The sequence below is a fragment of the Geobacillus sp. PK12 genome, assembly GCF_004123125.1.
Lineage (GTDB): Bacteria > Bacillota > Bacilli > Bacillales > Anoxybacillaceae > Geobacillus > Geobacillus zalihae.
The window spans coordinates 62,897-73,960 of the sequence record NZ_SDKL01000001.1; the positions used below are offsets into that span (position 1 = coordinate 62,897).

The 11,064-nt window shown below is 51.7% G+C and carries 9 protein-coding genes, 4 tRNA genes, 1 rRNA gene, 2 pseudogenes and 1 riboswitch; of the genes and pseudogenes, 13 read left to right on the forward strand and 3 right to left on the reverse strand.

Annotation, left to right across the window (positions count from 1 at the left end; genetic code table 11):
- Positions 1-59: 59 nt before the first annotated feature.
- On the reverse strand, positions 60-1,295 hold the full coding sequence (gene pepT, locus ETR37_RS00325) for a peptidase T (RefSeq protein ID WP_015374885.1): 1,236 nt from the start codon (positions 1,293-1,295) through the stop codon (positions 60-62).
- 303 nt (positions 1,296-1,598) lie between these two features.
- On the opposite strand from pepT, the gene ETR37_RS00330 reads away from it, so the two are divergent.
- Positions 1,599-2,816: a threonine synthase gene (locus ETR37_RS00330; protein WP_129446766.1), complete on the forward strand. Its 1,218-nt coding sequence runs from the start codon at positions 1,599-1,601 to the stop codon at positions 2,814-2,816.
- 109 nt (positions 2,817-2,925) lie between these two features.
- Positions 2,926-3,058: riboswitch (FMN riboswitch) on the forward strand.
- Positions 3,059-3,214: 156 nt separating this feature from the next.
- The gene (locus tag ETR37_RS00335; protein WP_060788080.1) at positions 3,215-3,799 is read left to right on the forward strand and encodes an ECF transporter S component; all 585 of its coding nucleotides are present in this window, start codon (positions 3,215-3,217) and stop codon (positions 3,797-3,799) included.
- Between the two features lie 138 nt (positions 3,800-3,937).
- On the opposite strand, the gene ETR37_RS00340 is transcribed toward ETR37_RS00335, so the two are convergent.
- Complete coding sequence (locus ETR37_RS00340; RefSeq protein WP_013523784.1) at positions 3,938-4,552, reverse strand: sulfite oxidase-like oxidoreductase; 615 nt, start codon at positions 4,550-4,552, stop codon at positions 3,938-3,940.
- 331 nt (positions 4,553-4,883) lie between these two features.
- Here ETR37_RS00340 and ETR37_RS00345 point away from each other — a divergent pair, with 331 nt between their 5' ends.
- The 5 genes and pseudogenes from ETR37_RS00345 (at position 4,884) to ETR37_RS00365 (ending at position 9,451) form a co-directional block, all read left to right on the forward strand.
- Positions 4,884-5,570: a DUF969 domain-containing protein gene (locus ETR37_RS00345; RefSeq protein WP_129446767.1), complete on the forward strand. Its 687-nt coding sequence runs from the start codon at positions 4,884-4,886 to the stop codon at positions 5,568-5,570.
- Positions 5,571-6,533, forward strand: coding sequence for a DUF979 domain-containing protein (locus tag ETR37_RS00350; RefSeq protein WP_020755910.1), 963 nt, complete (start codon positions 5,571-5,573; stop codon positions 6,531-6,533).
- A gap of 30 nt (positions 6,534-6,563) precedes the next feature.
- Entirely contained in the window at positions 6,564-7,211 is a 648-nt protein-coding gene (pcp, locus tag ETR37_RS00355) for a pyroglutamyl-peptidase I (RefSeq protein WP_020755911.1), read from the forward strand.
- A 41-nt stretch (positions 7,212-7,252) separates the two neighbouring features.
- Positions 7,253-7,489: pseudogene (locus tag ETR37_RS00360) on the forward strand (transporter, sodium/bile acid symporter family protein); the annotation flags it as partial.
- A gap of 291 nt (positions 7,490-7,780) precedes the next feature.
- Positions 7,781-9,451, forward strand: a complete 1,671-nt coding sequence (locus tag ETR37_RS00365; protein ID WP_129446768.1) for a DUF6044 family protein — start codon at positions 7,781-7,783, stop codon at positions 9,449-9,451.
- Positions 9,452-9,496: 45 nt separating this feature from the next.
- Here ETR37_RS00365 and ETR37_RS20070 read toward each other — a convergent pair.
- Positions 9,497-9,652 (reverse strand): annotated as a pseudogene (locus ETR37_RS20070) (DUF2238 domain-containing protein); the annotation flags it as partial.
- Between the two features lie 311 nt (positions 9,653-9,963).
- Here ETR37_RS20070 and ETR37_RS19690 point away from each other — a divergent pair.
- The 6 genes from ETR37_RS19690 to ETR37_RS00395 all read left to right on the forward strand — a co-directional run bounded on the left by ETR37_RS19690 (position 9,964) and on the right by ETR37_RS00395 (position 10,864).
- Positions 9,964-10,053 carry a putative holin-like toxin gene (locus ETR37_RS19690; RefSeq protein ID WP_021322622.1) on the forward strand — a complete coding sequence of 30 codons (90 nt, stop codon included), beginning with the start codon at positions 9,964-9,966 and terminating at the stop codon, positions 10,051-10,053.
- Positions 10,054-10,387: 334 nt separating this feature from the next.
- A 5S ribosomal RNA gene (gene rrf, locus ETR37_RS00375) occupies positions 10,388-10,504 on the forward strand.
- 9 nt (positions 10,505-10,513) lie between these two features.
- Positions 10,514-10,588: transfer RNA gene (locus ETR37_RS00380), tRNA-Val, on the forward strand.
- Positions 10,589-10,592: 4 nt separating this feature from the next.
- Positions 10,593-10,664: transfer RNA gene (locus ETR37_RS00385), tRNA-Ala, on the forward strand.
- Positions 10,665-10,671: 7 nt separating this feature from the next.
- Positions 10,672-10,754: transfer RNA gene (locus ETR37_RS00390), tRNA-Leu, on the forward strand.
- Between the two features lie 17 nt (positions 10,755-10,771).
- Positions 10,772-10,864: transfer RNA gene (locus tag ETR37_RS00395), tRNA-Ser, on the forward strand.
- Positions 10,865-11,064 lie beyond the last annotated feature (200 nt).

The window sequence follows — 11,064 nt, forward strand, 5'->3', positions numbered from 1 at the left end:
ATTATGATGTTTTTAGAAGCGAAAAAGGGATGCCGAAAACCATCGGCTCCCTTTTGGCTTTAGGAAGTTTTTTGCTCGAACAGCTTGATGATCTCCACGATCACTTCGGCCGCTTTCACCATATTGTCGGCGGAAATGTATTCGTAGCGGCCGTGGAAGTTTTCGCCGCCGGCGAAAAGGTTCGGCGTCGGCAGCCCCATGTAGGAGAGCTGCGACCCGTCTGTACCGCCGCGGATCGGTTTCACCTTTGGTTCAATGCCCAAGTTCGTCATCGCTTCGTGGGCGATGTCAACAATGTGGCGCACCGGCTCGATTTTTTCGCGCATGTTGTAGTATTGATCGTTGATTTCGAGCGTGATTCGGTCGTTTCCATATTTTTGCGCAAGCGAAGCCGCGATCTCTTTCATTTTCGCTTTGCGAGCCTCGAACTGTTCGCGGTCAAAGTCGCGGATGATGTAGTGAAGCTTCGTTTCCTCTACACTGCCTTGGAACGAAAGCAAATGGTAAAACCCTTCATATCCTTCCGTATGCTCAGGCGCCTCATCGGCTGGCAACTGCTGCTCGAACTCCATGGCGATTTTGATCGAGTTGATCATTTTTCCTTTCGCTGTGCCCGGATGGACGTTTTTTCCTTTGATCGTGATTTTCGCTTCGGCAGCGTTAAAGCTTTCATACTCCAATTCGCCCAGCGGCCCGCCGTCGACCGTGTAGGCAAATTGGGCGCCGAATTTGGCAACGTCAAATTTATGCGGCCCGCGGCCAATTTCCTCATCCGGCGTAAAGGCGACGCGCACTTTGCCGTGCTTGATTTCCGGGTGTTGAATGAGATAGTTCATCGCGGTCATAATTTCGGCGATTCCGGCTTTATCATCGGCGCCAAGCAGCGTCGTCCCATCGGTCGTGATGAGCGTATGCCCTTGGTAGTGAGCGAGCTCCGGGAAATCGTTTGGCGACAAGATGATGCCTTGTTCTTTGTTTAACACGATGTCCCCGCCGTCGTACTGTTCGATGATTTGCGGGTTGACGTTGGCTCCCGTAAACTCCGGAGCGGTGTCCATATGAGCCAAAAAGCCAATCACTGGCACGTTTTTGTCCGTATTGGCCGGCAACGTCGCCATCACGTAGCCGTTGTCATCGATCGTCACATCTTCCATGCCGATCGACTTCAGCTCTTCGACGAGCATTCTCGCCAGCTCCCACTGTCCCGAAGTCGATGGGCACGTATGGCTGTTTGGGTCGGATTGAGTGTTGACTTTCGCGTAGCAGATGAAGCGTTCGATGAGTTCCTGTTTCATTGGTTCATCTCCTTATGTATAAGTTTTTCTGGATCAACGAATCATTCCGCCGATGCAGTGAGAAAAAAGAGGCGGTTTCCGTTTTATTTTACCATATGCGGCTTCAAACGGTAAAAAAGAGGGGGGACCTTTCCTACTTGGCGCTATGATGCCCCAAAGTTGGCGTACGGACGCTGCCATTACAGGCGCCGGTGGCAGAGGACGGTTATGGTATAATGAAAAGGCCAGTGCCTCGTCCAAAACGCGAAAGTAGGTGCTTCCTGCCTCGTGCGGATGAAACAAATGGAAAGGAGAAGCCAAACCATGTCATTCAGCTACGTGTCTCATCTGTATTGTCCGAAGTGTGAACGTACATACGATGTCGACCAAATCCATCAACTTTGCGAATGCGGTTCGCCGCTTCTGGTCGCGTACGATTTGGAGTTGATGCGCCAAGAAGTGAAGCGGGAGGCACTTGCGGAGCGAGAACCGAGTTTATGGCGGTATCATGAGCTATTGCCGGTGAAACATCCTGAACATATTGTCTCTTTAGGGGAAGGAATGACTCCGCTTGTGCGAATGCCGCGCCTTGGCCGGAATATCGGCATTGACTCACTCTATATGAAAGACGAAGGCGTCATTCCGACCGGGACGTTTAAAGCCCGCGGCGCGGCGGTTGGGATTTCGAAAGCAAAGGAATTGGGCGTCAAACGACTCGCCATGCCGACAAACGGCAACGCCGGCGCGGCATGGTCGCTATACGCGGCGCGGGCGGGCATTCAGGCGACAGTCGTCATGCCGGTTGATGCACCGGAACTGACGCGAAAGGAATGCGCCATCGCTGGGGCGGAACTGTATTTAGTCAACGGCCTCATTAGCGATGCCGGGCAAATCGTCGCCAAAGCGATCCGCGAATACGGATGGTACGATGCGTCGACGTTGAAAGAACCGTACCGGATTGAAGGGAAGAAAACGATGGGACTGGAGATCGCCGAACAGTTCTCGTGGCAGCTCCCGGATGTCATTTTGTATTCGACCGGCGGCGGCGTCGGGTTGATCGGCATTTACAAGGCGATCAAAGAACTGCAGGCGCTCGGCTGGGTGGACGGCCGCATGCCGCGGCTTGTCGCTGTGCAGGCCGAGCATTGCGCGCCGATCGTCAAGGCGTGGAAGGAGAAAAAACGGGAATCGGAGTTTTGGCCGAACGCCCATACAGTGGCGTTTGGCATCAATGTGCCGAAAGCGCTTGGCGACTTTCTTGTTCTTGAGGCGGTGTATGAGACGGACGGTTGCGCGGTTGCCATTGGCGATGAAGCGATTTTGGCTGAACAGCGGACGGCAGCCGAACTCGAAGGGGCGTTCATTTGCCCGGAAGGAGCGGCGGCGTTTGCGGCGGCACGAACGTTGCGCGAGAGCGGTTGGATTCGCGACGGGGAGACGGTCGTCGTATTAAATACCGGAACCGGGCTGAAATACGCCGATACGGTGGACGTCCATCCGCCGGTGCTCGAGCCGGGGGATATGCTTCCAAAGGAGAATTGACAAGTGGGCGGAGTAGGCGCCAAACATAAAACATATGGGAAAAAATGATAGACAAACGAAAAGAGGTATTGTATACTAAATTCATCGGAATAATAAAAATGTATAAGCGATTCATCTTCGGGGCAGGGTGAAATTCCCGACCGGCGGTGATGAGGCGCTTGGCCTCTCAGCCCGCGAGCCGCAAGGCAGGATCCGGTGCGAGTCCGGAGCCGACAGTATAGTCTGGATGGGAGAAGATGAAGGTTTGCCGGCGTTCGTTTTGGCGCATGCGAACGTCTAGTTGCGCACACCCTTTTTCTCCCTTAAGCCTCGTTCGGTTTAAGGGAGTTTTTGTTGGCGCTCGCGGCGGCAGCCTTCTTCTTGTGAGGATGAATCACGAGAAGGGGAGGAGAACAAGCATGAAACGCATTTCCATCCGCGCCTTTGTCGGCATCGGAGTGTTGGGCGCCATGGCGCATGTGCTCATGATGCTCAACTTTCCGCTGCCGCCGTTTCCGAACTTTTTGCTTGTCGACTTCAGCGACATTCCGGCGCTCATCGCCGCCTTGTTGTACGGCCCGCTCGCCGGCGTGGCGGTCGAACTCTTGAAAAACGTGTTGAACTACGTTTTTGTCGGCAGTGCGACCGGCGTTCCGGTCGGCCAGATCGCCAACTTCACTGCCGGGGTGGCGTTCCTTTTGCCGGTTTCCTATATTTATCGGAAAGCCGCATCGAAAAAAGGCTTGCTGCTGGGGTTGGCGGCGGGAACAGTGACAATGGCGCTCGTCATGAGCGTGCTCAACTACTACGTCTTTCTGCCGGCGTACACGCTTTTTCTTGGCGCTCCGCAGATGAGCGCGCCGGAAGCGAAGGCGTTGGTGGTATCGGCGATTTTGCCGTTTAACGCCGTCAAAGGAGCGATGGCGGCCATCGTATTTCAGCTTCTCTTTTGGCGTCTTCGTGCTTGGCTTGAGAAACAAGCGGCATCCCGCCAAGCCGCTTGATGATCAAAGAGGCTGTCCCAAAAGATCGTCTCTCTTTGAGAGAGATACAATATATCGTGTCGCCGAAGTGATTTGTTCCTACCTCTTGTAATAAAAGAGGGTGTCCCGTTGCGTTTGGGACACCCTCTTTTGCTTTTGTCAAAAGCGAATCCGCGGCACCCACTCAGCAAACCGCTCCTCTTTAAACGGATTGGCGGTCATCGAATAACCGCGCTCCTCCCAATAGCCCGGCTCATCTTCCTTCATAAAGCGGATGCCGGACGCCCATTTCGCCCCTTTCCATAAGTAAAACGTCGCCGGCGGAATGAAACGGAGCGGATAGCCGTGCTTCGGCGAGATGTCCTGCCAGTCGTGATGCTTGTCTTTCCATCGATAGACAAACAAGGCATCATCGCCCATCAGCGCTTCAAGCGGCAAGTTTGCCGAATAGCCGAACCGGTCGCCGTTTAAATATCCGTAAATTTTCACATATTTCACGTCGGGATCGAGCTCGACAAAGCGCAAAAACTCGCGGAAGGCGATGCCTTCAAACGTCGTGTCGAATTTTGACCATGTTGTGACACAATGCATATCGATGGTTGAAACCGTCTTCGGCAGCTGCATCACTTCTTGATACGAAAGCGACACTTCCTCTTTCACATCGCCGAACAATCGGAAATTCCACGTCGCTTCATCGAATTGGTACACATCGCCCTCATGCAAAATTGGCCATTTTTCGGTTTCGAATTGGCCGGGAGGGAGTTGTTTGGTCATGGCGGGCACTCCTTTTTCTGCTAAATTTCTCTTAATTATTCATGATACAAAATAGGGGCAAGGGATGCAACGAAGAGGGGGCTTGATGTATCATGACGGGTTCGGGCAAGTTGATGTTTTATTTTGTAAAGTAAATTTTCAGTAAGTATTTATTGATTTTCCACTTTTCTCAATTATATAATGATAACAACAAATTTGAAACTATTGTTCCGAAATATGGAACGACAGATGGAGGAGAGGGGGATGCCGACTAAGAAATAGAGTGCGGTGAACGACGTAACGATTTGTATTAACATTTGCCGTAAAATGTACTGGAGAGGAGAAGAGAAACATGGTGCTCATTGGAGTGTTGATCGTCATCATCGGCTTCATTATTCGCATTAATCCACTTCTTGTCGTGACAGCGGCTGGATTGGCGACAGGATTGCTCGCCCATCAATCGCTGTATGACATTATTGAACAATTTGGAACAGCGTTTACGACCAACCGGTATATGGCGGTGTTCATCGCCACATTGCCCGTCATCGGCCTTTTGGAACGCTTTGGGCTGCGGGAACAGGCGGAGAGTGTCGTGGCGAAAATCAAGGCGGCGACAACAGGGAGAATCTTGACGGTCTATTTAATCATCCGGGAAGCGGCAGCCGCGGCTGGGCTTACTTCCATCGGCGGCCATGCTCAAATGGTTCGTCCGCTCGTCGCTCCTATGGCAGAAGGAGCGGCGGAAGCGAAATACGGAAAACTGCCGGATCATGTGCGGGATGACATTCGCGCTCATTCGGCAGCGGTGGACAATATCGGGCTGTTTTTTGGCGAGGATGTGTTCATTGCCATCGGAGCGATTTTGTTGATGAAAGGATTTTTTGATCAAAACGGCATTCCTTCTGATCCGCTGCATATGGCGTTATGGGCGATCCCAACGGCCGTGGCCGCGTTGATCGTTCACAGCATCCGCCTGCATCGGCTGGACCGCTCGCTTCACAAGCTCCTTCATCGGGAGAATGGAAAGGGGATAGAGTGAATGTGGCTGTCCATTGAAGCGGTGTACATATTTTTAGGCATTGTGGTTGTGTTGGGAAGCTTGTGGACCTTTGCCGATCGCCAAAACCCGAAGCGTTTCACATCAGGGCTGTTTTATTTGCTTTATGGCGTGGCGTTGCTGTTCGGCAGCATCATTCCCCCGTTTTACACCGGAGTGCTTGTGCTTATCATGGTGGCCATTGTCGGAACCGGGGGATTGAAGCTCGGAAGCTACCAAGAGGCGACGCCGGAAGAGAGAAGACAACATCGCGATCGATTGAAACATCGCCTGTTCATTCCGGCATTGTTGATTCCGGTTTTGACTGTCATCGGCGTGACATGGCTGAAAAATGTCAAGGTTGGAAACGCTTTTCTTTTCGATCCGAAAAACGTGACCCTTGTGTCTCTCGGGCTAGCGACGTTCGTTGCTTTGCTCGTCAGCATGGCCATGACTCGATCGACGCCGTTTATGGCGGTTAAAGAATCGCGCAGGCTGCTGGAAACAATCGGCTGGGCTGCTCTCTTGCCGCAGATGCTGGCGACATTAGGGACGATCTTTACGACTGCTGGGGTGGGCGCGGCTGTGTCCAATTTGGTGAAAGCCATTATTCCGACTCATTCGTTGTTTTGGATTGTGGTGGCCTATTGCATCGGGATGGCTTTGTTTACGATGATCATGGGCAACGCTTTTGCGGCATTTCCCGTGATGACGGCGGGGATCGCTGTTCCGCTGCTGATAAAACAATTTGGCGTCGATGCGAATCATGTGGCCGCCCTCGGGATGTTTTCCGGCTACTGCGGCACCTTGATGACGCCGATGGCGGCGAATTTCAACATCGTGCCCGCCGCCCTGCTTGATTTGAAAGACAAAAACCACGTGATTCGCGTGCAAGTGCCGACAGCGTTGATTCTGTTGGCGTTCAACATCGCCGCAATGTATGTGATTACACTCATAGATTTATAAATTTCATCATCAAAAAGGGATGGAGATGCGATGAAAAAAGTGCTCGTGACCGGATTTGATCCGTTTGGAGGAGAAACGGTGAATCCGTCGCTGGAGGCGGTCAAGCAAGCAGCTGGATGGAAAACCGATCGGTATATCGTTGAAGTTCGGGAGATTCCAACCGTATTTGGCCAATCATTAGCCATCTTGCATGACGCAATCATGCAAGTGGATCCCGATGTGGTGATTTGCGTCGGACAGGCGGGAGGGAGAGCCGATATTTCCGTTGAAAGGATAGCGGTGAACATCAATGATGCCCGCATTCCCGACAACGAAGGCCATCAGCCGATTGACGAACCCGTTGTTCCAGGCGGGCCTGTCGGCTATTGGTCAACTTTGCCGGTCAAAGCGATTGTCGAGGCGTTGAGGCGTCACGGCATACCAGCCTCTGTCTCTTATACAGCGGGAACGTTCGTCTGCAACCATGTATTTTATGGATTGATGCATTACATCACCCAATCGAAGAAGCCCATTCGCGGCGGATTTATCCATATTCCGTATTTGCCGGAACAAGCCGCCCGGCATCCCGGGCAGCCCAGCATGGCATTAGAGACGATCGTGGAAGGGCTGCGCCTTGCCATTGACGTGGCGGTCGAACGTGAAGAAGATATCCAAGCGGTTGGCGGGCACATTTGTTAAGGGGGATTCGTCCAGTTGCCTTTGACTTCAGCCTGTCCCTTCTGCTCGGCATGGATTTGGCTAAACAAAAAGCGGTCGCCATGGAGGTGGGAATGCAAAACTCCGGATTGGGCGTGGCGATTGCCACAGCGAATTTTTCACCCTTGGCGGCTGTTCCAAGTGCGATCTTCAGTGTGTGGCACAACTCTGAAGCGATCCTCGCGGCGATTTTCAGCTGGAGGGAAGAGAAGAATAAACACATGCCGGGATTGGGGGAAAAAACACGAATATCGCAGTAAGGTTAAACAGCGGCTCCGTAAGAGAGGGAGGCCGCTGTTTTCTATTGTGTATTGTAGTGGGGGAGCTATCTACCATAAGTTGCCCTTAATATTTTAAGATAGGTGTGCATAGAGAAAATAGAAGGGGCAAAAAAATGCGAATGAAGAGGAGACTGAGAAGAACGCGCAGCCCCCCTTTTCATAAATCACCACCCTCTTCGACCGTCCTTAGGAATAATTTTCTTCTTATTGCACATCGTATTCAATAGGGATTTCATGGCCAAGAACAGCTATGGCGGGAGCGTGATGCCGATGGCCGAACAACGAGAACGATGGTTTTTCCTTTTGGCGCTTGGCGTCATCGCCCTTTACGTGTCCCCGCTCTTTCTCCTTGGTGAGAACGCCCATATTCGCGTCCACGATAATTTGGATTCCAATATCGCTTGGTATAAGGTGCTCTCCGAAAGCGGAAAAATCACCGGGCCGCTTGACGCGAAGATTCCGCAAATCGCCAACGGCCAGTTGTCAAGAAACGCCCTCGGTTCGGAGTTGACCGGCATCGTCTGGCTGCACGCGTTATTTCCCACGATGACTGCTTATGCGCTCAGCCAAACGATCACAAGGGTGGTGGCATTTGTCGGTATGTATTGGTTGTTAAAAACACATTTCCTGCCCGAGCCGCGTTGGATGGCCGTCCGCATCGGCGTGGCGCTCGCATTTGCCCTGACGCTGTTTTGGCCGTCGGGGATGTTAAGCACGCTGGGCATGCCGCTTGCGCTTTGGGCATTTTTGAGCATCCGAAAAGGTGAGGGGAAGTGGAGACATTACGCCGCGCTTACGCTTCTCCCGTTTTATTCCAGCTTTGTGCTCGGATTTTTCTTTTTTCTTGCCGCCATGGGCGTTTTTTGGCTTGTTGATGTGCTGCGCGGGAAAGGGTGGAACATCCGCTTTTTGACTTCCATCGCTTACATGACGCTGCTTTATTTGCTTGTCGAGTACAGGCTTGTCTACTCGTTTTTATGGGAAGACGAGCCGACGAGCCGGGATGAGTACTTCCATGCCCGTTTGTCGTTTTGGCATTGCGTCCGCTTGACGTGGAAAAACTTTCTCCTCGGGCACCATCATGTCATGACCGAGCATACGTTTTTTATTTTGCCAAGCTGGTTGGTGGCGTTGTATCTCGTTTTCGTGAAAAAACGGTGGAAGCAAGAACGGTTATTTCTTTTCCTATTCGGACTGAATTTCGCGCTGTCGGCATGGTACGCCTTTTGGTTTTATAAAGGGTGGCTGCCGCTTACCGAGCGGCTTCATTTTTTAGACACGTTTAACTTTGCCCGCTTTCATTTTTTGCGCCCGATGATCATTTATGTGCAGTTTGCGCTGGCGCTGAAAATCGTATGGCAATACAGCGAAAAAGGAGAAAAGTGGGCGAAGCGGCTGCTAGCGGCCCAAGTGATCTTGGTGTTTTTGATTAACGAAGAAATCGTCTTCCGCTACGAGCCGACGGTAAAACAATTTTACGCGGAAAAACAGTTCCAAGAAATCAAGCAATACATCGGGCTCCCGGTGTCCGACTACCGCGTCGTCAGCATCGGCATTCACCCCGCCATCGCGCAATACAACGGGTTTTATACGCTCGATACGTACAACAACTTTTATCCGCTGTCATATAAATACGAGTTCCGCAAAATCATTGAACGTGAACTGGAAAAAAGCAAAACGATCCGCACATATTTTGACGAATGGGGCGGGCGATGCTATATTTTTACAGCGGAACTTGGGAAACGGTACATGTTCACGAAACACTCGAAAAAGCGGCTGAAGAACTTGCTGCTGAATACAGAACAGTTGAAAAAAATGGGCGGCCGCTACGTTTTCTCGGCCGTTCCGATCGATAACGCGGCGGAAAACGGCCTCACGCTTGAGAAAAGATTTACGTCCGATGAGTCGGCGTGGACGATTTACTTGTACAAGGTGAAATAGAAACAGCGGCTCCCTTTTGAAAGGGGGAACCGCTGTTTTCTTGATTTAGCGCTCATTCAACTGCGCAAGCTGCCGGTCGTGCCACCTTGAGAGCAGCCATAGGGCAATCAGTGTCCCAATCAATGTGCATACCATATCCCATTGGGTGTCCCAAATATCGCCTTGCGTGCCCAAAAAATCTTTCGATGCCTTTCCTCCTTGGAACAGCGAGATTCGTCTATGGTCATTATTCGGAAAAACGCTGATTTTATACAAATCATTTTTTCGAGCGCTTGATGAAAACGTCGGAGTTTCAGCGGTTATAGGAAGCAGGGGAGAAGGACTGTGGAAGCGGCGATACGAAGCAACAGGAAAAGTGGCGTTTGTCCCCCTCGGGTAGGGAAACATTCCTAATTTTCAACGAGGATGCGAATGTATATTCGCATTTGTTTGATTTGATGGTATAATGAAACATGCACAGCCATATGCAGGGTGGGCAGTGGCCACTCCCTGAACGAAAGGGGGTGGTGCTGATGATGTCGATTGCCGACGCGCTGACGCTCATGATTGCGTTTGCGTCACTCATCGTCGCGGTGATCGCCGTATCCAAAGACAAAAAGTAACCCACCCTGCTAGGCCGAGGCGAGGGTAGGTTACGATGCCCGAGGCTTGGGCCACTGCACTTCTTGCAGCGGCTGTGTATGGACAGGGCATTGGTGGCCGCCAATGCCCTGCTTTATTATACGTTCCTTCTTCCTTTATTATACGCGTATAAAGAAGGGGATGACAAGAATTTTCGAGAAAGGGACAGTGAAGATCGAAAAAAATGAAAAAGAGGGTTGACTCTTTCGTTTTTTTATAGTAAATTTTACATTGTCGTTCCGATTCTGAAGGAACGACAATAAAAAATCCTTGACAAACTGTTTTATTGTTTTATAATAAATATCGTCGCCATTGCCTAGTGGTGATAGCGGAGGGGAAACACCCGTTCCCATCCCGAACACGGAAGTTAAGCCCTCCAGCGCCGATGGTAGTTGGGGCCAGCGCCCCTGCAAGAGTAGGTCGCTGCTAGGCAAACAACGTGGAGTATTAGCTCAGCGGGAGAGCACCACGTTGACAGCGTGGGGGTCACTGGTTCGATCCCAGTATACTCCACCATGATGGGGCGTTAGTTCAGGGGGAGAACGCTTCGCTGGCAGCGAAGAGGTCAGGGGTTCAAATCCCCTACGCTCCACTTCTACGCGGTCGTGGCGGAATGGCAGACGCGCTAGGTTGAGGGCCTAGTGGGGGCAACCCCGTGGAGGTTCAAGTCCTCTCGACCGCATCGCTCCAAACAGTTATGGAGGAGTACCCAAGTCTGGCTGAAGGGGTCGGTTTCGAAAACCGATAGGGGTGTCACAGCCCGCGGGGGTTCGAATCCCTCCTCCTCCGCCATAAAGCTGTCATTTGTACTGACGTTTCTATTATGCCGACTTAGCTCAATTGGTAGAGACGAGCATCTGCATCGTCGAATTTGCTTCGAGTTGTCCCGACGCATCCAGCGTCTTCGAATTGGCTGGTAGAGGAAGGGACACAACAGAAGCCAAGGAGTCACGGTCTACTTCTATCATGCCGACTTAGCTCAATTGGTAGAG

Coding starts and splice junctions, on each gene's coding strand:
- ETR37_RS19690 (WP_021322622.1), top strand. CDS start 9,964: ATGATGTCGATTGCCGACGCGCTGACGCTCATGATTGCGTTTGCGTCA.
- ETR37_RS00365 (WP_129446768.1), top strand. CDS start 7,781: ATGGCCGAACAACGAGAACGATGGTTTTTCCTTTTGGCGCTTGGCGTC.
- ETR37_RS00335 (WP_060788080.1), top strand. CDS start 3,215: ATGAAACGCATTTCCATCCGCGCCTTTGTCGGCATCGGAGTGTTGGGC.
- ETR37_RS00350 (WP_020755910.1), top strand. CDS start 5,571: ATGTGGCTGTCCATTGAAGCGGTGTACATATTTTTAGGCATTGTGGTT.
- pcp (WP_020755911.1), top strand. CDS start 6,564: ATGAAAAAAGTGCTCGTGACCGGATTTGATCCGTTTGGAGGAGAAACG.
- ETR37_RS00345 (WP_129446767.1), top strand. CDS start 4,884: ATGGTGCTCATTGGAGTGTTGATCGTCATCATCGGCTTCATTATTCGC.
- ETR37_RS00330 (WP_129446766.1), top strand. CDS start 1,599: ATGTCATTCAGCTACGTGTCTCATCTGTATTGTCCGAAGTGTGAACGT.
- pepT (WP_015374885.1), bottom strand. CDS start 1,295: ATGAAACAGGAACTCATCGAACGCTTCATCTGCTACGCGAAAGTCAAC.
- ETR37_RS00340 (WP_013523784.1), bottom strand. CDS start 4,552: ATGACCAAACAACTCCCTCCCGGCCAATTCGAAACCGAAAAATGGCCA.